Origin of the sequence: Rhizobium pisi (assembly GCF_003938655.1) — a bacterium.
Lineage (GTDB): Bacteria > Pseudomonadota > Alphaproteobacteria > Rhizobiales > Rhizobiaceae > Rhizobium > Rhizobium pisi.
Genome location: NZ_RJJT01000007.1, coordinates 253,437 through 279,335 on the forward strand (window position 1 = coordinate 253,437; position 25,899 = coordinate 279,335).

At 59.0% G+C, this 25,899-nt stretch carries 23 protein-coding genes and 1 pseudogene; 11 read left to right on the top strand and 13 right to left on the bottom strand.

Annotated features, from left to right (window positions below; all coding sequences use genetic code 11):
• Window positions 1-32: 32 nt before the first annotated feature.
• On the bottom strand, window positions 33-1,106 hold the full coding sequence (locus tag EFD55_RS12260) for an endo-1,4-beta-xylanase (RefSeq protein WP_125845315.1): 1,074 nt from the start codon (window positions 1,104-1,106) through the stop codon (window positions 33-35).
• A 198-nt stretch (window positions 1,107-1,304) separates the two neighbouring features.
• On the opposite strand from EFD55_RS12260, the gene EFD55_RS12265 reads away from it, so the two are divergent.
• A complete protein-coding gene (locus tag EFD55_RS12265) occupies window positions 1,305-1,679 on the top strand; it encodes a hypothetical protein (protein ID WP_125845316.1) in 375 nt (124 codons plus the stop codon).
• Window positions 1,680-1,733: 54 nt separating this feature from the next.
• On the opposite strand, the gene EFD55_RS12270 is transcribed toward EFD55_RS12265, so the two are convergent.
• Window positions 1,734-2,621: a DUF6030 family protein gene (locus EFD55_RS12270; protein WP_125845365.1), complete on the bottom strand. Its 888-nt coding sequence runs from the start codon at window positions 2,619-2,621 to the stop codon at window positions 1,734-1,736.
• On the opposite strand from EFD55_RS12270, the gene EFD55_RS33455 reads away from it, so the two are divergent.
• The 8 genes from EFD55_RS33455 (at window position 2,521) to EFD55_RS12305 (ending at window position 8,815) form a co-directional block, all read left to right on the top strand.
• Window positions 2,521-2,748 (top strand): hypothetical protein, encoded by a 228-nt coding sequence (locus tag EFD55_RS33455; protein ID WP_208653548.1) that lies wholly within the window; start codon window positions 2,521-2,523, stop codon window positions 2,746-2,748. The genes EFD55_RS12270 and EFD55_RS33455 overlap by 101 nt on opposite strands.
• A 411-nt stretch (window positions 2,749-3,159) precedes the next feature.
• A complete protein-coding gene (locus EFD55_RS12275; RefSeq protein ID WP_125845317.1) occupies window positions 3,160-3,792 on the top strand; it encodes a class I SAM-dependent methyltransferase in 633 nt (210 codons plus the stop codon).
• A gap of 222 nt (window positions 3,793-4,014) precedes the next feature.
• Window positions 4,015-4,440 carry a helix-turn-helix domain-containing protein gene (locus EFD55_RS12280; protein WP_125845318.1) on the top strand — a complete coding sequence of 142 codons (426 nt, stop codon included), beginning with the start codon at window positions 4,015-4,017 and terminating at the stop codon, window positions 4,438-4,440.
• A gap of 9 nt (window positions 4,441-4,449) precedes the next feature.
• Window positions 4,450-6,297 carry a peptide antibiotic resistance protein gene (locus tag EFD55_RS12285; protein WP_125845319.1) on the top strand — a complete coding sequence of 616 codons (1,848 nt, stop codon included), beginning with the start codon at window positions 4,450-4,452 and terminating at the stop codon, window positions 6,295-6,297.
• Window positions 6,298-6,317: 20 nt separating this feature from the next.
• Window positions 6,318-6,530, top strand: a complete 213-nt coding sequence (locus EFD55_RS12290; RefSeq protein ID WP_125845320.1) for a hypothetical protein — start codon at window positions 6,318-6,320, stop codon at window positions 6,528-6,530.
• A 48-nt stretch (window positions 6,531-6,578) separates the two neighbouring features.
• Window positions 6,579-7,760 carry a YcaO-like family protein gene (locus EFD55_RS12295; protein ID WP_125845321.1) on the top strand — a complete coding sequence of 394 codons (1,182 nt, stop codon included), beginning with the start codon at window positions 6,579-6,581 and terminating at the stop codon, window positions 7,758-7,760.
• Window positions 7,757-8,464: a TfuA-like protein gene (locus EFD55_RS12300; protein ID WP_125845322.1), complete on the top strand. Its 708-nt coding sequence runs from the start codon at window positions 7,757-7,759 to the stop codon at window positions 8,462-8,464. Before EFD55_RS12295 ends, EFD55_RS12300 begins: the two co-directional genes overlap by 4 nt.
• Before the next feature lie 102 nt (window positions 8,465-8,566).
• Window positions 8,567-8,815 carry a hypothetical protein gene (locus EFD55_RS12305; RefSeq protein ID WP_125845323.1) on the top strand — a complete coding sequence of 83 codons (249 nt, stop codon included), beginning with the start codon at window positions 8,567-8,569 and terminating at the stop codon, window positions 8,813-8,815.
• A 449-nt stretch (window positions 8,816-9,264) separates the two neighbouring features.
• On the opposite strand, the gene EFD55_RS12310 is transcribed toward EFD55_RS12305, so the two are convergent.
• From EFD55_RS12310 to EFD55_RS12320, 3 genes are all read right to left on the bottom strand, one after another.
• Window positions 9,265-9,471: a hypothetical protein gene (locus EFD55_RS12310; protein WP_125845324.1), complete on the bottom strand. Its 207-nt coding sequence runs from the start codon at window positions 9,469-9,471 to the stop codon at window positions 9,265-9,267.
• A 1,391-nt stretch (window positions 9,472-10,862) separates the two neighbouring features.
• Entirely contained in the window at window positions 10,863-11,852 is a 990-nt protein-coding gene (locus EFD55_RS12315; RefSeq protein ID WP_125845325.1) for a substrate-binding domain-containing protein, read from the bottom strand.
• Between the two features lie 45 nt (window positions 11,853-11,897).
• A complete protein-coding gene (locus EFD55_RS12320; RefSeq protein WP_125845326.1) occupies window positions 11,898-12,878 on the bottom strand; it encodes an NAD-dependent epimerase/dehydratase family protein in 981 nt (326 codons plus the stop codon).
• 236 nt (window positions 12,879-13,114) lie between these two features.
• On the opposite strand from EFD55_RS12320, the gene EFD55_RS12325 reads away from it, so the two are divergent.
• Both EFD55_RS12325 and EFD55_RS12330 read left to right on the top strand, forming a co-directional pair.
• Window positions 13,115-13,858, top strand: coding sequence for an ATP-binding cassette domain-containing protein (locus EFD55_RS12325; RefSeq protein ID WP_245438463.1), 744 nt, complete (start codon window positions 13,115-13,117; stop codon window positions 13,856-13,858).
• Window positions 13,859-13,934: 76 nt separating this feature from the next.
• Window positions 13,935-14,933: an ABC transporter permease gene (locus EFD55_RS12330; protein ID WP_125845328.1), complete on the top strand. Its 999-nt coding sequence runs from the start codon at window positions 13,935-13,937 to the stop codon at window positions 14,931-14,933.
• Window positions 14,934-15,101: 168 nt separating this feature from the next.
• Here EFD55_RS12330 and EFD55_RS12335 read toward each other — a convergent pair whose 3' ends face one another.
• The 8 genes and pseudogenes from EFD55_RS12335 to EFD55_RS12365 all read right to left on the bottom strand — a co-directional run bounded on the left by EFD55_RS12335 (window position 15,102) and on the right by EFD55_RS12365 (window position 25,895).
• Entirely contained in the window at window positions 15,102-16,376 is a 1,275-nt protein-coding gene (locus EFD55_RS12335) for a tetratricopeptide repeat protein (protein ID WP_165504801.1), read from the bottom strand.
• A 15-nt stretch (window positions 16,377-16,391) separates the two neighbouring features.
• Window positions 16,392-16,694: pseudogene (locus EFD55_RS34315) on the bottom strand (adenylate/guanylate cyclase domain-containing protein); the annotation flags it as partial.
• Window positions 16,695-16,709: 15 nt separating this feature from the next.
• Window positions 16,710-17,864: a glycosyltransferase family 2 protein gene (locus tag EFD55_RS12340; RefSeq protein WP_210276154.1), complete on the bottom strand. Its 1,155-nt coding sequence runs from the start codon at window positions 17,862-17,864 to the stop codon at window positions 16,710-16,712.
• A 5-nt stretch (window positions 17,865-17,869) separates the two neighbouring features.
• Window positions 17,870-19,624, bottom strand: a complete 1,755-nt coding sequence (locus tag EFD55_RS12345; protein WP_125845331.1) for an ABC transporter ATP-binding protein — start codon at window positions 19,622-19,624, stop codon at window positions 17,870-17,872.
• Window positions 19,621-20,694 (bottom strand): glycosyltransferase family 2 protein, encoded by a 1,074-nt coding sequence (locus EFD55_RS12350; RefSeq protein ID WP_125845332.1) that lies wholly within the window; start codon window positions 20,692-20,694, stop codon window positions 19,621-19,623. Before EFD55_RS12350 ends, EFD55_RS12345 begins: the two co-directional genes overlap by 4 nt.
• On the bottom strand, window positions 20,691-23,693 hold the full coding sequence (locus tag EFD55_RS12355) for a trifunctional glycosyltransferase/class I SAM-dependent methyltransferase/polysaccharide deacetylase (RefSeq protein ID WP_125845333.1): 3,003 nt from the start codon (window positions 23,691-23,693) through the stop codon (window positions 20,691-20,693). The genes EFD55_RS12350 and EFD55_RS12355 overlap by 4 nt, the downstream gene beginning before the upstream one ends.
• Window positions 23,687-24,868, bottom strand: coding sequence for a glycosyltransferase family 2 protein (locus EFD55_RS12360; RefSeq protein ID WP_125845334.1), 1,182 nt, complete (start codon window positions 24,866-24,868; stop codon window positions 23,687-23,689). The genes EFD55_RS12355 and EFD55_RS12360 overlap by 7 nt, the downstream gene beginning before the upstream one ends.
• A gap of 70 nt (window positions 24,869-24,938) precedes the next feature.
• Entirely contained in the window at window positions 24,939-25,895 is a 957-nt protein-coding gene (locus EFD55_RS12365; RefSeq protein ID WP_125845335.1) for an NAD-dependent epimerase/dehydratase family protein, read from the bottom strand.
• Between the last annotated feature and the right edge of the window lie 4 nt (window positions 25,896-25,899).

Below are 25,899 nucleotides of genomic sequence, written 5' to 3' on the forward strand. Positions count from 1 at the left end.
GAATCTATTCGCGTCCCCACTGTGTTGCGCGATCACATCGCCTCTATCGCCCGCTTGATTCCGTCGACCGAACTTCTCGGATCGTTGTTTTCATCGTAAAGATTAACGCGTTTCGTGCATGCGGCATTGGGATCGGTGTCCTTCTCGTCACGCGCGCTGTATTTTTCCGACATGCCCCATACGGTCGCGCCTTTCAAGTCACCGCGTTCGGCAGCGACCGTGATCACGTCGCCGAAGATCTCGGCATAGGACGCCGGCGTAAAGCCCTTCTCGCGTTTGAGGAAGTGGCAGGACGCATCGAGTTCCGTGATGAAAACGCCGACACCCATGTCTTTCAACGCAGCGCAGAAACGTCCCATTCCTTCCGGATCGATCTGGTCGAAACCCGGGCGGAAGTGCGACTGCAGTCCGACGGCGCCGATCGGCGTTTTCTTGGCGACGAGATCCTCGACAATCTTCAGGATTCGCGCGCGCTTCTTTTCGAACACGTCGGATTTTTTCTCCAGATGCGTTTCGTTGAGGACCAGCATCGCCTCGGGATTGGCCTCGTGCGCCATATCGAAACTCATACGAATATAGTCGTCGCCAAGAAGGCGTCGGAAAACACAATCCCGCAGATCCGGCGCATCATATTCCAACGGTTCGTTCACCACGTCCCAGGCATCGATCGACCTCTTATAGCGAGTGACAACCTGTTTTATATGACGGTTCATTGCTGCCTGAATGGTCTGCGCATCGGTGATGCCGGACACCCAATCCGGGACTCGATACCAGATCAGCGTATGTCCATAAACCCGCATGTTGTTTTTTCGTGCGAATGCAACCATGCGATCCGCATCGGCGAAGGAGAAAACGCCGGGGCGCTTTTCCGTCGCATTCCACTTCAACTCGTTTCGCGGCGTTATCGAATTGACGTTGTCGATGTAGATCTGGGCCGCGGCCGGATCGGCGATGTCCCGTGGGTCGATCGCCGAGCCGAATCGGAACGATTTCCTGTCGGCAAGGGTGCGCAGGTCGGCGGCAGGCGGCGTTTGCGCCAGGGCTGCGCCCGCGCGGGCATATAACAGCGCAAGCGGAACGGAGGCGAGGAAACGTCTTCTATTCATTCTTTCTCTCACTGTTGGTTTCTGACCTGCGAGCGAAGTGAACGACCGGGCTCGCCGGCGGCGATCCACGGCAGATTCGATTTCAAATCAATAGAGTAACGCAGCTTCAAACATACTTTCCGTGAGCGCGGTGCAGTGAGTATCGTCTAGACTTTTCAGCATATTCCAAGATATAGATCGCTGCGGAGGAAGCTCGTGATGCAAGATTGGTTTGGCTATCTGATGAGCTATTTTTATATGGCATTTCATAATGCCGTTTTTTTTATGGCGACCGTTCGAAACGACCTATCCCTTCTCGATGACCGGCTGTTCGGAGCCATCGTTTTCGCCGTCGTGAGCGTCATTCTCCTCCTGTTCATCGCGCTCGTCAGGGCGTGGCGACGGTTGCGGCAGTCGGAGGGCGTCATTCGCTCGCTGAACAACGAGCTCGCCCAGGTCACGCAGGACCTCAACGTCGAGCGCGTCTGGCGGCTGGCCGGCGGTGACAGCGCCGAACGGCTGACCCCCGACAGTTTGACGGAGCTCTACAAGATTCTGTCCGAGCACCAGAACGGCGCGAGTCACATGGCCTGATCGGTCGGGGCATTCGGCCCGATGCGGGGAATGTCCGGGAGCACACAAGGCTCTTTAAGGTTGCTGTCCCTGACTTGCTGCCGGCGCTTCGGCACCGGGAGACTCGGGTTTTGATTCCGGAGGCTCGCGTTCGATCTCGAGCATGGGATCCGGCGCGCGGAGCCATCGTCTGTCGGAAAAATAACTTCTCGTTCTTTTCTGGGGTCCCGAAGTCGCATCCAGCGATAGGGTAAAATTGTAGTGCCCCGCATTGAGCCCTTCGTGGGTGAAGCTGATGCTTGCTCCAAAGCCGTCTTCTTTAACGTCCCTCAGGTTCTTGATCGCACTCAGCGCCTCGTGGAAATCGAGCCATTGCGGTTGCTGCAGCATGATTTCGAAAATTCGCAGGATGCCGGGATCGAGCTGGCCATTTTGGTCGGTCTGCGGATTGATGATTTTCACGCGCATATTGTTGATCGTGCCGGTGGCGTCGCCGCGAACGATGACGAAGACGGAGTTCGGAAGCTGATCCTTCTCCCGCTTGCCGCTATGCTCGAAAAAACATTCGTATGTGTCGGCGTTGAAGCTTGTCGCTGCCCAGTCGCCGGTTTGAATGCCGGCATCGCGCAGCGCCGCGCACATTGCAGGCCCAGATATCCGCCATGTGCGCAGAAAAGACGACGCTGCCTGCACCACGGGCGCTTCGACGGCGTGCAGGGGCAGCTTGAAGGTGGCCGGAGGCATCGGGCGGGGAAGGGCCTTGGGTGGAGGCGGTTTCACCTCTTCCGGAAAGAGATCGAAGCCGAAGTAATGGCCGACCGCCTTCAAGTGTTTCATGTCGTTGGAAAGAAGTACCGTGCCCATGACCAGCGAGAGGGACATCGTCAGCAACAGCCAGAAGGCCACGGGGATCCGCGGCCTTTTCACCGGCTGTTTCGCAGATGCGGGCGATGAATCGGGCAAGCTTGTCTTCTCCGGTACGCGAGAAGGATTTCGATCGGGCTGTCTAAATTCAGCAGTATACATTCATCCGTTAAATATCCTTGGCTTTATGTCGGCATCGGGCACCTTCCGCCTCGTTATCAGGTAGGGCTGTCTATAGATTTCGGCGGAGGCGCTTTAGCACCATTTCAATCGAGAATCTCCAATACAGCGGCCGACAATTGCTGCGAGGAATGGCGGGCGATCTTGCCATTCGGTTCATCAGTCGGCCGATGCGAGTTCGATCTGTTCAGGTCGAGATGTAGATGTTTTTTTGTGATTGTTATGATTTCGTTCGATGCTTTTATGTTGTTTCTGAAGTCCCGTAGACTTGTTATCCGGGTTTGTTGATTTCAATTTCCGAAAGAACTTATTTTTCGCGTAAAACGATTATGCGCCAGCCGTAAAACCATAGGTCACGCTTCGGATATCCTTTGCGCTGAATAGATTTTGGCGATTTTCATCAAATTTTCGACGTATTCTTCGATAGGGTTTGGCCTGCAACCGGAAAGGAGAGAACATGTCTGTCGAGCTAGACGCAACCACCTACGTTCACGCCAAACCGACAACCGCACACTCCTACATCCTGCCTACCGTATTCGACGTGCTGGGGAACCATCTGGATGGTTCTGCCCAAAATGACGTCTTTGATTTGGGATGTGGTACCGGCGGAGCGGCGGCCGCCCTTGCAGAAAAGGGATATTCCGTCGTCGGGGTCGATCCTTCGAGTGATGGCATCAACAAGGCAAAAATCAATTATCCCGAACTGCCGCTGAACGTCGGTTCGGCCTATGACGATCTTTCCAAGGAATATGGCACGTTCGATGCCGTCATCAGCCTTGAGGTCGTCGAGCATGTCTATGATCCGAAGACGTTCACTTCGACGATGTACGATCTCGTCAAGCCGGGCGGCATCGCGGTGATGTCGACGCCTTATCATGGTTATCTGAAGAACCTCGCTTTGGCCGCCGTGGGAAAGATGGACGATCACTTCATGCCGTTGAGGGATCATGGACATATCAAGTTCTGGTCGAAAAGCACGTTGAGCACGCTGCTGCTGGATACTGGTTTCGACAATATCCACTTTGAGTATGTCGGAAGGATTCCGGCTTTCGCCAAATCGATGATCGCCGTCGCTCAGAAGCCCGCATAAAGGGCTTCTGAGCGTCCGCTGGTTTCGGGCGGCATCTCCCGCCCGCGGCTATGCTGCAGCCGGTATCCTTATCGAGCCGCACGCCTATAATAATCCACAGGTTGTTTTTGCCGGGCGCAATGGCGAAAAAAATCGTTAAGAAATATTTACTTTTAGTTGCATTCTTGCTTAAACTCTCCATTATACAGCTGGGCGTGCTGATAAAGTGGGAGACTGACTCATATGAAGGCTAAATCGCCTAATTCGATTGACGTCTATGTTGGCAACCGTGTGAGAGTTCGACGCAAGACGCTCGGGATGACCCAGCACGGTTTGGCCGAGCTTCTCGGGATCACCTTCCAGCAGATCCAGAAATATGAGAAGGGAACGAACCGCATCGGCGCCAGCCGGCTTCAGCGCATATCCGAGATTCTCCGCGTGCCCGTCGGCTTCTTCTTCGAAAATGGGGGGGGCGGACCGATCGAAGGCGAGACAAGCGAGTTGAACAAGTTTTTGTCCTCGAAAGAGGGGCTTGCGCTCAACAAGGCTTTCATTGCCATCGAGGATCCGAATATCAGGCAAAAACTGGTGGCCTTGGCCAAAAGCCTGGCTGTGACGGGATTGCCCGACCTCGACGCTGAATTGCAGGATACGGTCGCGAACGGTTGAGGACGGATTGTGCTTCATCTGCAGACATTCGGCGATCTGCGGTTGATCGAAACGAATGGCGACCCGGTTCGCTATCCGATCAAGGGCCTGTTGATGATGGCCCATCTCTATATTGGTGCGAGCCACGAACTCAGCCGTTATGAACTGGCGCAGTTCCTGTGGAGTGACGTCGAGCCCGAGCAGGCGCGGCTCAATCTGCGCAAACTGTTGTCCCGCATCCGCGAGATGGATGGCGCCCGCGCCGACATTCCCTTCGATTTCACGGCCACCTCCGTTCGGCTCAACAAGCAGGCGGTTTCCAGCGATCTCGATATCTTTAGCGCCGACGGTCCGCCGCTGGAGCGGCTGAACGCGATTGCCGAACTGACCCAGCGCGGGTTCATCGGAAATATCAAACCGGCAACCAAGCCGATAGACGCGTGGATGAGGGCGCAGCGGGACGCCCAGGCGCTGCAATTGCGCCAGGCACTGCTGGACGCGTTGCCCGCTGTGCAAAGTCCCGGGGATGCACGCATTATTTCCACCACAGCCCTGCAGATCCTCGAACGGGATCCGAACGACGAGCAGGTCAGGGCTTTGTTGCACCAACTATCGGGTGGATCGTCGTTCAGCGAGAAGCTGCCGAACGGCGATGGCCGCACAAGGGTGGAGGTGAAGCCTTCCGAGGTCGACGGTCAGGCGCCTTCCGATATCGGCCGCGTATCGGCGATGCCGGTGATCCTGCCTCGTCTGGTGCTGCTTCCCCCGACATCGAAACATGCCGATGCGGGGCTTGCGCTGGCGAGCGCCCTGATCGAAGACGTGACGATCGAACTCTGCGCGCTTCGAAACATTTCCATCGTCGCGCCGCATACGGCAGGACAGATCCGTCGCGATTCCGAAAAGGCGGCCGTCGTCGCCCGGCACTCGATTTCCTATCTTCTGGATACGAGGCTCTCCGAAGAGGGACTATTTGCCCAGCTGGTCTATTTCCCCAGCGACGAGATCATCTGGGCCAATCGCTTCGTGATGACGCCCGATATATTGCCGCGCCAGCGGCGGCTGATCGCGCAGCAACTGACCCTGGCGGTGGCAAGTGAACTCGCTGAAAACGAGGAAGAGCGGCTACGCTTCGAAGCCAATCCGCAGGCCTATCACGCCTATCTCGTCGGCTCGAGCCTGATGAGCAAATTGACCTTGCCGCATATCCGCCGGGCGAGGAAGGCGTTCAAACAGTCGCTGTCGCACAAGGCGGATTTCTCTCCTTCTTTTACGGGGCTCGCAAGGACCTTCACCAGCGAATGGCTGGTAACGGCGCAAGGCGATAATGAGCTGCTGCATCTGGCCGAGCAGAATGCGCTTCGCGCCATCGAGCGGGACCCGTCATCGGCGGCGGGACATCGCGAACTCGGCGTCACCAAACTCTATCTCGGCGATGTCGATGCCAGCGTCGCGGCGCTGCATCTGGCCGAGGAGCTCAGCCCGCATTTTGCCGATGTCATCTACAGCCATGCCGATACGCTGGTGCATGCGTCGCGCCCCGGCGATGCGCTCGCCAAGATCACAAAGGCGATCGCGCTCAATCCAATCGCGCCTGACGCCTATCTCTGGTGTGCCGCGGGAGCGAGCTTCTTCCTGGAACAGTATGAGCAGGCCATCGCCTATGTCGAGGCGATGAAAGACAAAGCGCCGGCCCATCGCATTGCGGCGGCCAGTTGCGCAATGATCGGCGATCGAAAGCGGGCGCTATTCCATCGGCAACGCGCCGAGAGCATCAACCCGGTGTTCGACGTCGAGAAGTGGCTCGCCATCGTTCCCTTCAAGGAGCACTGGCAAAAAGAGCTTTATCGGGAGGGCCTGTTAAGGGCTGGTTTTTAACAATCATTTAAGGGCATTACATGGCAAAGGCAGTCATTATAGGAATACCCGGCGAAACAGGTCTTTGGCTTGCCGATCTCGGTACGGGCACGGTCAAGCCGCTCAATCCAACGGGCGATCTGGCGACCGCGAACGACCTGCGCAAAGTCGGCGGCACGTTCGTGAAGGGGGTCGATCTCGCCGTCGCCGTTTCGTCGGCGCAGGTTGCCCTTTCCGGTCACGTCGACGGCTGAGCCGCCGTTCTGACGCACCGGTCGCCCAACATATATTCCGACAGGATCATGTCGCCGCGGGAAACCCTTTCCCGCGTCGAACCTTTTTTGGCCGGGTTCGGCATAACCCGGGTTGCGCGCCACACCGGGCTTGACGATATCGGGATCCCTGTCTGGTGCGCATATGCCCCGAATTCGCGGTCGATCGTGATTGCCCAGGGAAAGGGCCTGACCGATTTCGACGCCAGGGTATCGACAGTCATGGAAGCCCTCGAACGGGCGGTTGCCGGCGAACCCTCCGTCACGCTCATCCATGGTTCCGCATCCAGCCTGCAGGCGATGGGCTATGAGACCGACACAGTGAACTGCCTGACGGCTGTTCACAAAGCGGATCTCGGGCCGGACGAAGAGACGGAATGGGTTGCCGGCATCAATATTCTCACCGGCGATACGGTTCACATTCCCTTCGAGGCGGTGGTGCTCGACCGCACGCGCGACGCCCGATACTGGATGTCGTCGGATGGCCTGGCATCGGGAAACAATGTCGAGGAGGCGATCCTTCACGGCGTGCTGGAACGCATCGAGCGCGACGCCCATGTGCTGTGGCAGGTGGGCGGGGAGAAGGATCGCTATGCCTGTTGTGTCGATCCCCGCGGTTTTGAGGACGCCGCGCTCACCGGGCTGATCGACAAGATCGAGGCATCGGGTCTGGCGCTGCGGCTCTTCGATATCACCAGCGATATCGGGATCCCGTGTTTCACCGCCATGCTGGGGCCTGGGGACCTCATTCCGAGCCGGCGGGATTCTGACGGCGGCAGAGATATCCGCCTGGTCGAGGTGACGGGCGGCACCGGAGCCCATCCATCTGCCCTCCGCGCCGCCATCCGGGCGGTGACGGAGGCTGTGCAATCCCGGCTGACCTATATCAGCGGCGCCAGGGACGATATTTCTCCGGCAACCTTTTCGAAATCCCTGCCGCCGCTGATGCGACGGGCCTTCGATGCGGTTGCCGCGCCTCCCGCGGCCGCCCTTTGCGGTGAGGGGGTGGCAGGGGATCTCTCGCTCCTATTGCAGCATGTGCTCGATGCCCTCAGAAACCGGCGGATCGCTTCGGTCATCGTCGTGCGCCTGAGTGAAGACACGCTTCCCTTCAGCGTCGTCAAGGTCGTCATTCCCGAACTCGAAAATCCGGAGGGCGAACGAGCCCGGAGATTTGGAATGAGGGCGCTTGCGAGGGCGATCGGGTTTTGAAGATCGTTTTCGCAGGTCCCAGTCTTCCCGATGCGGCGTCGCTTGTCGGCGAGGGGATACGCGTACTGCCGCCTGCAACGCAAGGCGATGTGCTGGCTGCCGTCGCAGAGGGCGCCAACGTCATCGGCCTGATCGATGGCGGCTTCGAATATGCAGCACCCGTGTGGCACAAGGAAATTTTCCATGCCCTTTCGCTGGGCGTCGCGGTTCTGGGGGCGGCCAGCATGGGCGCGCTGCGCGCTGCCGAATGCCATCCGTTCGGGATGATCGGGATCGGCCGGATTTTTGATGACTATCGCACCGGCCGCTTGGTCGACGATGCTGCCGTCGCCCTCACGCACGCGCCGAGCGCGCTTGGCAGCAAGCCGCTGACGGTGCCGCTCGTCAACGTCAGCGCAACGCTCGATGCGATGGAGGGCAAGGGGTTGCTCGCACACGGCCAACGCGAGCAGATCGAACAGGCCGCAGGCGCGATATTCTTCAAGAAGCGGACGTGGCGGGTGATCGTCGAACGATGCGTCGGCATGGCCGAGCCGGACCGCCGATCGCTGCTTGCAGCACTTCTTGCGAATTCCATTGATCAAAAGCGCATCGATGCCCTGGAATTGCTGAAGGCCGTACAGGAAGCAGGCGACATGCGTGCCGATGTCGATCTGCCCTGGAAGCTTCACGAGACCTCGTTCCGGACGCGACCTGCGCTGTGAACTGAATGTGACAACCGTCACCAAGGGTTGTGTCACGCTTTTTTCACGGGCTCGCTCACGTTTACCCGCGTATCATGCCTTCAATTTGTTGGAGAAATGGGCATGGGCGTGACATCGGCTGCCAGGATAACCACAGACCAAGGCGCGGAAGACGGTCTGGACGAACTCGTCGCACTTGCGCGGATGATCGCCTATGCGCGGCATGTCGCTCAGGATGTCAACCTGCAGTTCGCGACGCATTGCCTCGATCTTGCGCTCGAGGCGGTGAAGCAGGAAGTGGGGGAGGGCTTGACCAGCGAGATGGCCGAATTGAGCTCCCCAGTTCCGCAAATGAGCGTGAGAAGCCACTAGACGTCCGACAGGACGCATCACCACTTCAAATCCACACATGGCTCCGAAGATCTGAGATTTTCGGAGCCATGCGTGCGTTAGGGCCTAAGCAAGACATTACCGGCCGAACCGGCCTACGATCGAGCCGCCGGAACCATTGCCGGTAAATGGTTCATGCCGAGGGTGCTGAAAGCGGATCACATCGAATAAGGGAAGGGATCGACCGAGCAGCGAAGCCTGGCGTGGGCTTCTTCCTTGACGGCTTTTTCTTGCTGGCTGGTGGGGTAGGTTGGAGCAGCCCCGATTGATGAGGTCGTCGGGTGAGCGGTGCTCCATTCAGTTGCTATGCGGCATCCATCTTGCAAAGCAGCTTTGACGGTTTCGTCGGCTTTGCCTTTGTCTGGGAGGTAGTTGCGAAATCACCATCCGCGCGCCGTGGGCGTCGGCTGCTGTGCCGCCGATCAGGGGCCTCAGTGGGTCAAATTGCGCTTCTGGGCCAGCAGCAAAATGTAATCGTCGGCAATATCCGCGATCGCCATTGCGACTTCCGCCGGGTCGCATCCGTCGACTTTCGTGTTCGCAATGAACTGATAGACCGCCTTCTCGATCTGCTTGCGGCAGATCATGACGCGCTCATCGTAACCAAATTCCGGGACATGCGATGCTAAATCACTCATCGGTCGGCTCCTCGCTACTTATAGTGACCATGACACAAATTATAAGTTGAGCAAGCAAATGCTTTATGAAGGGTTAATTCGCAGGGCGAGTGCGACCATTTCGACACAGGTCGGAGCATGCGGCGACTCCTTTCGGCGCCTTGAATCGGGACGGTGAGGATTCCGCAAAAATATCATCGGGTTGAAGTGAGAGAGCTGTCAAACAGGGCGGGCTGCATCGGGCCTTTCGTTGAAATCTGTTGGCGCCGCATGCCGAGATTTAGTCGGTGCACCGGGCATTATCGTATGGATTGGTGGTGTCAGCTGATGTAAGCGTTTGATTTCAATATTTATTACAGACAGTCATATTTCCGGCGCCCTGCCAACCTGCATTAGCAATCCTTCCGCGTGGTGCCTCTCCAGGTTGGTTGAGAGAGCGGTGCGATGCTATCGTCAGTGATGCCGATCGGCCGCCGGTCTTTCGGAAAATCCGACATGAAAAGGAGCTTTTTCGGCCCTACGAGAAAAAATGAAGCCGCTCCTTCAAGCGGTGGAATTGAGGATTAATTAGGCTTAAAAACCGGGCAACCTAAGCAAATTTTATCAAAAGGCGAAATTAAAGATTTCGTATAGAGGTTGTATTTAAATCTCAATTATAAGATGGTGATAATTTAACAGATTGTTGATCTATGGATGTATTTCCGTCCTCGATTCCATGTATATTCACGAATGTGTACCCATAAATAATATCGGCATGAGGACGGTGACTTCAGTCACAACGCCAGTTTTGATGTTTGGCTCTCTGATAAGTTGATTGCGTTTTCGAAATATTGAAGGCAGAAGGCGGTGCTTCCATCTTTACCTTCTACTGACGATGGCTTTTTTGATCGCTTCGATCCGAAGGAAATTCCTACGTCGAAGCGGCGATAGGGGACCGCAATTGCAGGGATCTGTCTTCAAGCGCAATTTGGAGGACCCGCCGGGGTGGTTGACGGGTCCTCCAGTAGGAATGTCTGCACAGTGCCCATGTATGATTGCAGTTAAATTTCATATTGTCACATGTCATTATTGGGTTAATTAATTTTTATTGTGAGTAACCTGTGTATTTCCTATTTTTATGTCGTCGTCATAGTCAGTTTTCCATAAGAATCTTTGGATATTCATGATGATAATCATGGGCAGCAGCTCCGCGCTCGAATTTTCGTCCAGCGCGCTCTCTAAAATCAGGGTCTAGGGAATTGCTCTTCTCGGGCGCGATCGTGCAGCCCTTTGCCATCGCCACATAGCTCGGAAATTGCTAGCTCCCGCGACTGCAATCGAAGCCGGTCATGGCGGCCATGCGCTCTCTTCGAAGGTGTGATTTGCGTGATGGTTCGGAGCGCCCGCTTTTGCGCGAGCGCTCCGATCGCGCGCTATTTCTGAATGCAGGTGTCGACCGTGTCTTTGGTGCACTCGTCGAGCCCGGTAAAGACGGGATCTTCGACCGGCTTTCCTGCGATCAGGTCCACCATGACGGATGGAGCCTTGTATCCCATTTCGAATGGCCGCTGGCCGACAAGCGCGGTTACGAGGCCTTCCTTGGCGATCGCCACTTCGTCGCCGATCGTGTCGGCGGCGCCGACGACGAATTCGTTCTTGCCGATCTTATCTGCCATCGGTTTGAACAGATCGCGATAGGGTTGGGGAGCGCCGAACAGCGGCCAGCCGCCCATGATGCCGAAGGCATCGAGTTTGGGATTGGCGGCGAGGATATCGGTCATCGCCTGAACGCCCTTGGCGCCGTCGTCATTGGTGAAGACGGGGCAACCGGCGACCTCAGTCCAGCCGCCTTCGCCCTTCAATGCGGCAAGCCCCTTCTTGCCGCTCAGCGTGTCGCGCATGCCCTGCGCACGCCGCAGGATGTTGTCGGCGCCCGGATTGCCTTCGATGGTGCAGATCGTGCCGCCCTTCGGCTTGGCCTTCTTGATGTATTCGCCGATCCGTGCGCCCATCAGGTAGTTGTCCGTGCCGAGATAGGTCTTGCGCAGGGCGGCGTCGTCGGCTGCCAGGTCGGCATCGAGCGTCATGACGGGAACGCTTGGATTGGCCGTCTTCAGCGTCTGGGCGATCAGCTTGGCGTTCGACGGCGAGATGGCGATGGCCGCCGTATCCGCCTTGCCCAGCATATCCTGGACGATCTGCGCTTCGCCGGCTTCATCGGATGTCGATGCCGGGCCGGTGTAGAAGCATTGATATTCGGCGGATGCGTTTTCCTTGTTCCACTTCTGGCAACCCTGGTTGATCGCCTCGAAGAACGGGTTGTCGAGGCCTTTGACGACGATGACGAGCTGCTTTTTGGCGGCCAAGGCTTGTCCGGCCGTCAGCGCCAGTACAGCTGCTGTAAGTAATAATGCCTTCCTCATAGCTTCCTCCCTTTGAGAAGACGGGCGCCATCGCCCGCCCAGTAATCAACCGGGATACCAGACGATACGAGGCTCCTCCCCTGAACGCCGGTATTCCCAGGCTGAATCAATGAGCTTTTCCAGATCGTAGGCAGGACGCCAGTCCAGCAGGTATCTGGCCTTGCTGTTGTCCATCCAGTTCGAGTGGAACTGGCTTTCTATGTCGACGGAGCCGAGCCCGCGCGTGCGGGCGAGATAGGCGGCGACTTCCCCATAATCCACGGGGCGATCCATCGAGATGTTGAAGAGCTGCCCCTTTGCGCGCGGGTTGTCGATCGCGGCCAGTATTGCCGAGACGAGATCGTCGGCATGGACGAAATTGCGCTTCAACGGGCGCCCGTCGGCATCACGCAGCAGCGGCACCGTGCCATCTTTGACATAACGTTCGGCATCGGCGGGCGGAACGAGCGTTTTCCAGTCGGGCCCGCCGAAGACATCGTCGCCGAAGGACAGCGTGAACTTGAAATCGTCCTTCTCCATGATCCAGGGAGCACGCAGGCAGCAGGTGTTGATGCCGTATTGAATGGCGAACTGCTCGAGCATCACCTCTTCGAGGACCTTGGAGAGGGCGTAGCATCCCGGATAGGCGCGGTGCGGCGTCTTCTCGGTCACCGGCCCGTCATGGCGATAAAAGAAATGCCCGATGCCGGCGTCTCCTCCGATGAGGATGAACTGCCGAGCCGTGGGGCTCTCCCGGAACGCTTCGAGCAGCCAGAAAAGGCCCTTGACCGTGACATCCATGATATCGGTGGGTGTTTCCTTGCAGGTGGCGAGATGCAGGACGTGGGTCACGCCTTCCATCGCCGCCGCCACGACATGCGCGTCGGCGATGGAACCCCTGACCACTTCGATGCGGTCGGTTTCATCGAGCATGCGATTATGACAAAGCGCGCGAATGCGTGCTTTGGAAAATCTCGGCTCGTCAAGCAGCCCAGCGATGAAGCGCCGCCCGACCTTGCCCATAGCCCCGGTGACAAGGATCAGCATGCTCGTTCTCCCAGTAACAGCTAATATCCCGGCGTTTGCGGCGTCAATCTGTATTTGCACGAATAAGTAGGATTTTTGCATTGACGGCCCGATAGCGCGGACAATTGATTGACGGTTCTTCAAGCTTTTGCATAAATGAGCGTAATCGCTTTTCCGGGAGGAGATCGGCGGAGCGAGATCGCGGGCGGCTGGCGCACGGCGACGGCAAGCCTGCAGGTTCCGGGGAGGATGGTCGGCTGGCAGCGGTTCTCGAACTCACCAATATTTCGAAGCATTTCGGCGCCATCCAGGCGGTGAACGACGTGTCGTTTTCGCTCGAAGCCGGCCAGGTCGTCGGCCTGATGGGCGATAACGGCGCGGGAAAGAGTACGCTGGTCAAGATGATCGCCGGAAACTTCCGGCCGAGCGAAGGCACGATGCGCCTCGACGGCAAGGAGATCGTGATGCACCGCCCGGTCGAGGCGCGTCAGCACGGCATCGAGATCGTTCATCAGGATCTGGCGCTCTGCAACAATCTGACGGCGGCGGCCAACGTCTTCCTCGGGCGCGAGCTGCGCCGCGGCATCGGCCCTCTGAAGGTTCTCGACTACAAGACGATGTACAGGCGCGCCGGCGAAATCTTCAAGGAACTGAAATCGGAAACGCGCCCGCGCGACCTCGTCAAGCAGATGTCGGGTGGCCAGCGGCAGGCGGTGGCGATCGGGCGCACCATGCTGTCGGAGGCGAAGATCGTGCTGATGGACGAGCCGACCGCGGCCATTTCGGTCCGCCAGGTGGCGGAGGTGCTCAACCTGATCCGTGAGCTGCGCGACCGGGGTATTGCGGTCGTCCTGATCAGCCACCGCATGCCCGACGTTTTCACCGTCGCCGACCGCGTGATCGTCATGCGGCGGGGCCGAAAGGTTGCCGACAAATCGATCGCGGCGAGTTCGCCGGAGGAAGTAACGGGTCTCATCACCGGCGCCATCGAACAGGTTTGATCGGCGCTGCCTAACCCTGCGGGGCAAAAGCCCCGCTCGGGAGAAATGCCCCACTCGGGAAAAGCGAAGGTCGAAGATGGCAATTACCCTGGACCAGACAATTGAGCAGAGGCAGCGGAACTGGCTTTCGGAAGTGATCAGCGGCCAGACCTTCTGGGTTCTGATCGCGGTCGTCCTTGCCTGCATCTTCCTGTCCTTTGCCACCGACTCCTTTGCAACGGCGAAGAACCTCTACAACATCACCCGCAACGTCACTTTCGTCGCGATCATCGCGCTCGGCATGACGCTTGTCATCATCACGGGCGGCATCGATTTGTCGGTCGGCTCGGTGCTCTGCCTCTGCAGCATGGTGCTCGCAATTACCATGAACGCCGGCTACAGCATCGAAATCGGCATAGCCGCCGCAGTCGGCACGGCGCTTCTGGTCGGGGCCTTCAACGGTGTGTTGATCGCTTATCTCGACTTTCCGCCCTTCGTGGTGACGCTCGGCATGCTGTCGATAGCGCGCAGCCTGGCGATGGTCGCCTCGAACAATACCGTCGTCTTCCAGTTCGGCCCCGATCATGACAAGCTTCTGGCGCTCGGCGGCGGCGCCTGGTTTTTCGGCATCGCCAACCCGGTTCTCTACATGGTCGTCCTCGCGCTTCTGACAGGCTTCGTGCTGCGCTGGACGAGGTTCGGCCGCTATGTCTTCGCGATCGGCGGCAACGAGCATGCCGCAACGCTGACCGGCGTTCCCGTGCGCCGCATCAAGGTCGCCGTCTATATGGTCTCGGCCTTGTCCGCGGGCATTGCCGGCATCGTCCAAACCGGCTGGCTCGGCGCCGTCACCACCAATATCGGCGCCGGCATGGAACTCCAGGTCATAGCGGCAGCCGTCATCGGCGGCGCCAATCTCGCCGGCGGCGTCGGCACCGCCTTCGGCGCCCTGGTCGGAGCAGCCCTCATCGAAGTGATCCGCAACAGCCTCGGCCTGCTCGGCATCAACGCTTTCTGGCAAGGCACGTTCATTGGCGGGGCGATCGTGCTTGCGGTGCTGTTCGATCGGATCCGGAATTTGCGGCAGAGCGAGTAGGTTCAGGCGGTGTCCGGAAGGGAGCGCGCCGTCGACCGAGTTGGATAAAAACGCGCTCTCGTTCAGCGCGAGGGGTTCCTTCGCGGCCTCTTCGGTGCATTCGCTTATTCCTCGATCAGCTTCAGCATAAGCCTTCTGAATCAATCGCCACGCATGTTGCCATGAGGCTCAAGCCGGAAGCCCCGCAAGCAGGAGGCTATTCCTCAGGCTCTCACGGTCGGCTTCTTTCTCCAGAAGGATGGCCGTGCTCATGAAAGCGTCCACGGAAAAATGCGGATTCGCTGCGAGGACCTTTTCGGCTTCGCCGGCTGCGTCGCGCTGCATGCCGAGCTTTGCGTAGGCGCCCGCCAGTCTGAAGAACCATCCTTGTGGGTCCGGCAATTTCCGCATGGCCATGACGCATTGATCGTACTGACCCAACGAAAAGTGGGCCGCTGCCATGTGAATGAAATACCAGAGCGGATGGAACGGGTTGAGCCGGACGGCCTGATCCATGAATGCAAGTGCGTCCACGGGCCGCCCTCGCTGCACTAGAAGATAGCCCATCGACATCAGGCAGTCGGCGTCGTTGGGATTGAGTTCGATGGCCCGACGGGCGTGATGTTCTGCCATATCGTAATCGCGGTCGTAGAGCAGCGCCTGGCCGAGCAGCCTCTGGCACGTTGCGTCCTGTGAACTCATCTCGACAGCTTTCCGGGCTAGGGCGACCGAGCGTGTCCGTGTCAGCTTCGACGCGGCCCCGTAGCCCTCGGCAGCCAGAGAGGAAAGCGCCAGAAACGAATGCGCCTGCGCATATTCCGGATCCAGATCGATGGCCTGCTGGAAGAGAGTAGCCGCATCCTGGTTTGACCGCACGTCATAGGCGCGGAATCGGGAGAGCCCCCTGAGGTGGAGATCGTATGCAGCAAGACTGGCGGGGGGCTTCCTTAGAGAAATATCGGTCTGGGTGGTTTCTATCCTCCCGGCCAGTGTTCCAACGATGGTGTTGGCGATCTCGTCCTGGATGTCGAAGATGTCGGTCAGGGGTCTGTCGTAGCGTTCGGCCCAGACAGCAACGCCAACTTCCGCATCCAAAAGCCGCGCGGTTACGCGCAGCCGCTCTGCCGGCCGACGTACACTACCCTCGACCACATATGTCACCCCGAGTTTGCGCGCGATACTTTCGATGCCATCCCTGCTGTCTTTAAATGCGAACGAAGAGTATCGACCGCTGACATACAGCGAACGAAACCGCGCGAGCCCATTGATGATATCCTCGGTGAAGCCATCGCATAATGTTTCGTCGCCGGCGCCTCCAAGAAAGGGAAGGACTGCGACCGAGGGACGTCCACCCTCGCCACCTTTCACCGCCCGTCCGGGTCTTCCGCCGCTGAACCACACCCGAACTGGCTTGACGATGTTCTTTAGCGAGATCTCGCCGCCATCCTGCCACTCGATGCTCACTTTCCCAGCTACGTCGTCGTGAATTCTGTCGGAGATGGCGATACCTCCTGGAGCAGCCACGCCCTCGAGCCGGACAGCGATGTTGATTCCATCGCCGAACGCGTCCGAACCTTCGTGGACGATCTCTCCTTGATGGACGCCTGCGCGGAACTCGATTTGCTCGCGGGGAGGGCGACCATGGTTGCGGGCTCGGACTGCCTTTTGAAAGTCGTTAGCGCAATGAATGGCGCCAACGACACTCGGAAGTTCAGCAAGGACACTGTCGCCCGCGGTATTGATGACGTGGCCTGACGCTTCGGTGACCAGCGCCTGCAGGATTCCACGGCATTCGCGCTACATCGGCGCCGACGACGGGTGTTCCGGCCGACAGGCGTCAATCCTCCGTCGTGATGTCGCAACGGAGCATTCGCCGGAACGATCGATCTCCGACAGGCGCCGGAGCAACGCCCTGCTTCTGAAGTGCGACCAGCCGCCGACCAGTGGGAGCAACGGGTCGATTTCCTCGAATTTCTGGAGATTGTTTTCCTTTGGCGCCTCGGCCGGCAGGGCTTTCGACAAGGCTCTGCGTGCGGCTCTGCGGGCCTTTGAGTAGATCAGATTGGCGACAACGCCGAGAGCAAGCATTGGGCTGTGCTGATAGATATACGTCAGCGAACTCGCGGCGCTCTGCCAATCCTTCAACGCGGCAAATCTCGAAAATGCATAAAGGTGCGCTGACGCGCGGGCGCAGCTGACGACGAAAACCGGAAGTTCCGGGTTGCGGCCAATACATTGCTCACTCACTGCGACAAGCGATCGGGCCATGCGCGATTTGTCCGAGGACATGGCTTCCGAATGAACACGATATCCCACCAGGCCGAGCGGTACCGTCTCGATCTTGAAATGCTCGGCGGTACGTAGTTCGAAATCGAAATCCTCGCATCCTCCGATCCCATGGCGGGCATAGCTCGGATCGTAGCCGCCGATCCTGTCGACGACGGCACGACGGATCATGAAGCCGCTGCCATTGCCGACGAAGCGGAAGACGAGATGACGGGCGAGAATGGAGTCCCGCGCGCTGAGGGACGAGCCGGATCTCAGGCAATTGCCTTCGGGGTCGATGAAGCGGTGAAGCGCATAGACGGCACCCCAGGTGCGGGGCAGGGGATGGAGAGCCGAAAGCATTCTTTCGACATAGGTCGGATGCCATAGATCGTCGGCGTCCAGGAAGGCGATATAGCCTGACGTGGTTGCCCCGATTCCCGTATTGCGGGCCGCGGCGACGCCGCGGTTTTCCGTCGAGAGAACCCGGATCCTTGCATCGCCCGCGGCGAAACGGCGACAGATCGAGGCGGTGTCATCCGTCGAGCCGTCCTCGACGACGACGATCTCCAGCGCCTTGTGGGTCTGATCGATGACGCACTGAAGCGTCTGCGCGAGGTAGCGGCCGGCATTGTAGGCCGGGATTATGACGGCCACGGAAATATCGGATACGGCTGACACCTTCATTGTCGTCACCTGAGCTTGGATATGGCCGCGGGCGGGCGAAGATCGATCTGGTTTTTCATCAATCTGGCAACGCCGGGCCGATGGCTGACGACGATCAGCGTTCTGCCGGCATCTTGCTTGATGGCTGAAAACACCCGCATCTCGGTCTCTTCGTCGAGCGCGCTCGTCGCTTCGTCCAGAATCAGGATTTGCGGCCGGCTCGCCAGCGCGCGCGCCAGGCCTATCCGCTGCCTTTGTCCGCCCGAAAGCCGGATTGCCTCGTCGCCCAGCCATTCATCGAAGCCATAGGGCAGATCTTCGATGAACTCCGTGGCGCAGGCGACATCGGCGGCCCAGCGGATATCCTCATCCGGGATGTCACGACGAAATCGAATATTGTCGAGAACCGTTCCTTCCATCAGCTCCACGTCCTGGCCCGACACGGAGAGCAGTTGCAGCCAGCTGGAGTGGTCGATGGTTGCGAGATCCCGGCCGTCGACCGTAATCGTGCCTTGGGTCGGCCGGTTGAGATCGAGGATCATGTTGAGAATTGTCGTCTTGCCGGAGCCGCTCGGTCCCGTCAGAGCCGTCGTCTCGCCCGCCCGGATCGAGAAGCTGAGGCCGCGAACCGCCGGTGCGTTCGTGCGCTCGTAGGCGAACGAGACATTGTGGAAGACGATCGCTTCCGCGAGGCGCGTAATCGGCTCTCCTTGGGATGCCTGTTTGATGTCGTCGCTTTCGGAAAGCAGCGACAGGACGTTCTGCAGCGACGCTTCCATTTCGTAAAGGCGCAGGATCTGGGAGTCGAATTCCTTGATATGCGGCTGAAGCCTGTAGAGAAGGATCGTGGCCGAGAGCGCAGCCTTGAAATCGACCGGCAGGAATTCCGAGGACAGAATGATCGTCAGGATGACGGCGAAGGTCAGCGTTTCGCTCAGAAGCGAGGTTGTCGCCCCCATCCGGTCCGACCGTCGCCAGGTCTGGCCGACTTCCCTGGAAAGCGTCGCGAAGAGTTGCTGGTGGCGCGTTTCGAGGCCGAAGCTTTTGACGGCCTTCAAAGTCTGCAGGGTTGTCCAGCTCAGCTGCGTCAACGCTTCCACGGCTGCCAGCGCCGAGACGCCGAGGCGTCGGTAGGCGCCGGCAAAGAACCCCAAAGCGAAATTATGGATGAAGCCGAAGGCGAGCCCGAGCAGGGCGATCGGCCAGGCCATCACCAGCATGCCGATGCCGAAGATGACGATCGTGCCGAGGTTGATGCCCAAACGCACCAGGCTGGCATGCGCCGAGGACACCGCGTAGGATTCGGTGGCGATGACGTTGATCAGGTCGCTGCGCTCATAGTCCTGAAAGCGCTGGAAGGGGATGGTCAGGATCTTGGCGTAGAGGCGATCCCGCATGCGGTCGCTAATTCGATGGTTGACGGTGCTCGCAATGAGGGAATTGGCGCATCCCAGAAAAATCCGGAAGAGGATGGAGCCGATGAGAATGCCGATCAGGACAGGCTTCGAAAGGCTGAGGTCGATGCTGCCGAAAAACGCTGGAAGCCACGGAACGGCGGAGCCGGAAACCGTGCCTTGCTGCCCGAGAAGAAAGACCAGGCTGACCAGGAAGGTGATGCCGACCATTTCGGAGAGGCCGGTGAGGATACCGAGGACGATCATCACCGACATCTTGAACCGCAGCGCCGGCACGAGTCGCCGAAGCTCGCGGAACCGCGCCGCCACGATCAGATTGTAGGCGACGGCCGGCTTGGCGGAAGCGGGTTTTCGAAACCTGTTCATTTCAGGCCACCCGTGAAGAGATCGGGGCCGGTCGTTTCCCTGGCCGGCAGGCTTGCGAAACGATCGCTGAAAGCCGTTCCGGCTTGCGGAACGGCCGCGGTGAAGCGGATCCTGGGCTGGGCCGGAGGCTTGCCCAGGACGCGCTTTGCGATCCGGATGCCCTGGCGTTTCACCTGGCGCCAGCTCTGGCGCAGGCCGTGGACAATCAGCCGCGAGGGGTATTTTCTCGCCATCATCGGCGCCAGCTTTTTGAGCTGGGCATAATCGTCGTCGTGAAATGCCTTCTTGAAATACCAACACGCCGTGTTGAACTGCGATGCCTCGATATCGCGCGCCAGATGCGGGTAGCGGTCGGCGATCGGCGCCATCACCAGGGCGTAGGATTTCAGCATCCGATGGGCATTGCTGGACATGTTTCCCCTGGTAAACCGATAGCCGGTGAGGAAATCAGGGATCAAAGCGAAGGGCAGGATCTCGGCGAGCGCCAGATAAAGCTTCAGATCCTCACAGCCCTCGGCGCCGCTGTCACGCAGGCCGGGGTCGTAACCGCCGCAGCGAAGAATCTCGGCCCGCGGCATCAGGGGCGTGCTGCCATTGCCGATGAAGTTTTCCCTCAGCAGCGGTTCGAAGATGTTGCCTTGATGCATGACCGAGCGGGAATGGCCGAAAATGATGCCGTTTTCGTCGATCGACGCGTACCAATTATAGGCAACCCCGTTTCCGCCGGGAAATTTCAGCACCGCCTCGAGCTGGCGCTCGATCTTGCTGGGGTGCCACATATCATCGGCATCGACGGGTGCGATATAGAGGCCGCGCGCTTCCCTGACGCCATGGTTGCGCGCCCGCGCAACGCCACCATTTTCCTGGCGGAGAACCCGGACACGGGTGTCGCTCAGGCTATAATCGCGTGCAAGCTCGAACGTGCCGTCCCGCGATCCGTCGTCGACCACCAGGATTTCGAGCTGGTCGTAGGACTGGGCAGAGATGCTTCTCAATGTTTCCAAAAGCGTCTTCTCGGCATTGTAAGCCGGGACGACGACGGTGACCAAGGGGCGCGCTGCAGCTGTCATCCGATAAAGGCTCCCGGCAGGCCCATGAGTTCGGGGAAGGCTTCAAGCGGACGATCGCCGCGCACTTCAAGGCGCGGCAGGGCGAAGAGATTGTCGGAAAGCGTGGCTTTCTCAGGCCGCGTCGTGAAGCCGATGCCGTAGCCGGCAAGCGCCAGAATGCCGGGGACCCTGAAATCAGTCGAGCCATAGGGGAGGGCGATGGATTCCACGGGCGCGCCCAGCCGGCTCCGCAGCGTATTGCGCGACGACATGGCTTCGGCCAGCAGGGCTTGATTGTCCATCGCGCTGGCTGCCGTGTGGGATGCAAGATGGGAGCCGAAGCTGATGCCTTTTTTGTGCAGGTCCTGAATATCCGGCCATGACATCAGGGCCGCAGGTTCCCCATAGGCGCAATCCCAATCCGACCGGCCGCCGACTTTGTCGGTCACCACGAACACCTCGGCGCTGAAATCATTCTCGGCAAGGATCGGGAAGGCGTTCGCCCGGAAATCCAGATAGGCGTCATCGAAAGTCAGCATCACAGGGCGGCCCTGGATCGGCTTGCCGCTGCGCAGAAGATTCGCCAGGGTCTGCGCGGTCAGGGTGTAATAGCCCTGCCGCCTCAGGAACTGCATCTGCTTGCGGAAGATCTCCGGCGAGGTGCGGAAGCGCTGGAGTGCCGCCGGTCCTTCCTCCGTGATCCCGTGATACATGAGAATGGGAACCGAGCTCGTGACCTCCGTCGTCCATGCCAGTTCGCGCTCGACGCCAGCTGGACCCCAGATGACGTGCTTTGCGACTTCAGTCTCCAATGGCGTTCCATGGCGCTCGATCCGCAACACGGGATCGGCCGCGGGGCCTTTCCTGAACCGGTGGATGGCGTAGAGCCCGGTTTCGATCGTCTCTTCCAGGGCGAGCCCGACTTGTTCGGCAAAAATCCGCTTGATCGTCCCGACGCCGAAAGGATTGCCCCAATCGAAACCCGTCCGGTCGGGTTCGTCCCGGCGGATATGCGCATGGGCGGTCACCAGACAGCCGTTCGGCTTCAATGCGGCCGCCATCTTGCGGCAGGCGGCCGCCAGCATCTCCTCATCCTTCATGTAATAAAGGACTTCGGAGCAGACGATCAGATCCTGTTCGGGCGGAAGATCCTGCCTGACGAAGTCGAGAACGCGAAGCTCGACGTTGCGATCGTCGCGGCACCGCTCGACTGCCCTGTCGATCGCCCGCTGGGAAATGTCGGTGGCCGTCAGCCGGGCGACTTTTTGCGCCAGCTTCCGGGTGAAAATCCCCTCGGCGCAGGCAAGTTCCAAAGCCTTCTCGATCCCATCCGGGATCAGGCCCAACGTCTGCTCATATTTGACCTGCTCGTAGACCGAGACGTAATTCCACGGATCCGGCTGTTCGAAGATATGGTCCCAGTACGCTTCCTCGGACTGAATGGCCGGAATTTCCCTTCTTTCCTTCGGCCGCGGACCGGAGGATTCCGGCAACTGCGGGCTCAGCTCATGTTCGAATTTCCGAAGGATGGCGGAGAGCCTGATGTCGTTGTCGTGCTTGTCGCTTGGCGCCGTGGCGAGGACGGCGTTGCGGCCGATGCGCGCCAGCAGCCTTTCCAGACGGCCTCGCCGCCGGCCGCTCTTCAAGATGAGGCCGCCGAAGGCTCGATATCCCTTCAGCGCCTCCGTCGTCCAGGAACTGGCATAGGCCAGTGCGGGCGGCGTTTGCAGGTGCTCTTCCACACGCATCTCATGCATGATCAGCCGGAGCTGCGCCCGGATCGAAAGATCGCCCCAGAATGGACCGACAAAGGAGCCGACATGCTTTTCGCCGGAGAAGGCGTGCATGATGAGCGTATCGGCCTCAACGGCCTTGGGGATCCTGGAAAGCCTGCCGAGTTCGACGCTGACTACCTGGACATTGTCGAGCGTGAAGGACCGCAAAGGGTCTGCGGCGGATATGTGCCAGGAAACGGCATCAATAATCTTGCGCCCGGTGCCGGGCGAGGAATGGCTCTCAATCATTTGGATGAGCGAAAGGAACGTCGGCAGCCATTTATCGAGCACATCGATGAGATCGTCGGCCCGATCGATAGAGAGCCCGGTCTGCAAGCCATGCAGGATGACACCGGCAAGAAGGTTTTCGTAGCCTGCGACATCCGGCATGTCAGGCAGAAGCGCTGCAAGGGCAGCAACATCTAAAACCGGATCGAGCTTGGCCGCGACGACCCAGGCCAGCATGCGCAGCTGGCTGACGGGAGGCGTGATCCAACCTGTCTCCGGCCCCTCGGCAGACAAGCCTTCCTGCATTTGCAGCGCTTGCGCCTTCGATGTCACCCGAATGGCATCACGTATCATTTTGGTCGGGCTGCCGGAGAGAGAGCCCGACTTCATACGATAAAAAGCGAGGCACTTGTCGACACGGCGAAATTCAGCGCCTGAAAAGGCCATGCGCAGCCAGACATCCCAATCCTCGCAGGTCTGCAAGGTCTCATCCATGCCTTTCAGCCGGTCGAAAAGGCTTTTGGGAAAGACGACCGTATGGATGGCGAGGGCGCAAAAGGAGGAGAACTCGCGTTTGGCGGCATCGCCCGTCAGGATGGGAGGCTGCTCCACCCGCATCAGCCTGCCATCCGGAGCAACGCGGCGGTACGCGCAATAGGCGATGACATCAGGAGACGAATCCTCTGCCACAGGCTGCATGTTTTCGATGAAGGTCGGATCCAGCCAGTCGTCGGCATCCAGCATGCAGAGCAGGGGGGCGGCCGCGAGGCGTGCGGCGTGGTTTCGCGCCGCAGCCGCGCCGGCATTTGCCTGACGGGCGGGGAGAATGCGGCTATCGGCTTTTGCGATATCGTCGAGAACGTCCCAGGTGCGGTCGGTCGAACCGTCATCGACCACGACGGCCTGCCAGTTCGATCGCGTCTGCTTCTGCAGGCTGGCAAGACATTCCGCAAGCGTATCGTCTGCATTGTAGGCAGGGATAAGAAACGAGATGTCAGGCGTCGCAGCGATCACCATGCGCGCATCTTCCATCGGCGCAGGACATAGAGCGCGCCATTGACGCTTCCGAGCATTTCCTGCTTCAGGAAAAAGTCGTTCGACGTCGCCCCTTTGCGAAATCGCCTGCGGACCCTTCGCGCATAGTATTTCGGAAAGGAAACGAGGATGCGCCTGAGATTGCCGTTATTTCCCGTGTTCTGATACTGGACCAGCAGTGCCGCGATATGGCCGCTCATATATTGATAGATCTGCTTGGCGAGCCCCTTCATATCCTTGCGATGAAAATGCCAGGATACCGCTGTCGGCTCGTAGCGGCAGACATGGCCGTGATGGAGCAGCCGGTTCCAGTATTCGGAATCGCCTGAACATCCGGCCGCTCCCATGTCCAGACGGACGTCGAACAGGCCAATCTCGTCGAAGACCTTGCGACGGAAAGCCTGGCTTGCGCCGGCTCCGATCGTCCAGACCGGTGCGCCATAACGCGCATGGCTGATGTAGAAGTCCCGATTGAAATCCTGGCGGAGATAACCCCGGCCGAAACCCCAATGCTTTTCGAAGATGAACTGCGCGGGCGTTGCGAGCTCCCCGGGAAGGACCAAGCCGGTCACGCAGGCGATGTCAGGGCGATCGAACGCCTTCATCAGGTTCTCCAGCCACCGCTCATGGAGAACCACGTCATCATCGGTAAAGGCGACGAATTCGGTTTTCGCCGCGCGGAGCGCCGCATTGCGGGCGTAGTCCAGCCCAACCCTGTCTTCGCGGACATAGGTGGCGCCTGCTTCCTCCACGACGCGACGCGTCGCATCGCCCGCGGAGGCATTGTCCACGACGATGATCTCGGTGGGGCGGAGCGATTGTTCGGGGATCGAAGCCAGGCACCGGCGCAGCTGATCCGGCCGGTCCTTGGTGCAGATCAGAATGCTGACGTCGCGATTACGAAGAGGGGTTTGGGCGATATCACGCGCATGTGCGAGGGTGTCTGCCTGCACGATACGCTCGGCAAGTGCTGCCGCCGTCTCGGGACGCTCGATATAGGTCTGCCCGACGGGAAGGCCGTCCGACATGAAGACCACGAGCCCATCCGAAATCGGCGGCGAAATAGCCTGGGATTGGCTGGATGAGAGATCGAGGTAATGGATCGGGACGGGAAAGCTTATATCCTTCAGATCAGACGGAATTGTTTCTCGCATCATCGCTTTCTCAATCGCACCATGGCATGGCCGCCCGCGCCCGAGGCGCGGGCCTGAAAGCCGTGCGTGATGGTTACCCCGCTGCGCGCGCCTTCATCTTCTCCCTGAACCAGTCGAGCGTCATGGCCACGCCCTGCTCATAGGAGACCTTGCACGACCATTCCGGCATGACATAATTTGCGTTGGTCAGGTCCGGGCGTCTGTTCGTGGGATCCTGCGGCGGCGACGGTTTGAAGACGATCGGCACGCCGCCGACCAGGCTGGAAACATATTGTGCGACCTCGAGAACCGAAATCTCGCGATCATTGCCGATGTTCAGAGGCCCCTTGTAGTCGGTTTCATTGATCCAGAAATACCGGGCGAAGCCGTCGACGATATCGTCGACATAACCCCAGCTGCGAGACTGAAGGCCATCGCCGAACACGGTAATCGGGCGTCCCGAAAGCGCCTGGGTGACGAAGTTGGAGACCGCGCGCCCATCGTCGGCGCGTGTGCGGGGACCATAGATATTGAAGGGTCTGATAACCTTGAGGTTGAGCCCCTGGGTGCGCTGCATCTCGAAGAGCAGCGATTCCGTGCAGCGCTTGCTCTCGTCATAGGACGAGCGCGGCCCGGTGCAATCCACCTGGCCCTTATAGGATTCCGGCTGCGGCGAGATCAAAGGATCGCCATAGACTTCGGAGGAAGAGGTGAAACCGAAACGGCCGCCCCTCTTCAAAAGGTCCAGAAGCCGGAACGCGCCGAGCAGATTCGCGGAAATCGTTCTCTTCGGCTCCTGCATATACCATGGCGGCGATGCGGGAGAGGCAAGATGATAGATTTCATCGAATTTCTCGGACGTCTGCAGCGTTTCGACGTCCGATTTCACGAAGTAAAAACGGGAGTCCTTGATGTGTGCAATATTATCGAAGAGTCCTGTCCAGAGATTGTCAACAACAACAAGTTTCTGGATATCATTTCTAAGTAGAAGTCGATCGCATAGATGCGATCCAATGAATCCAGCCCCGCCTGAAATTAGTACATTTCTCATAGCG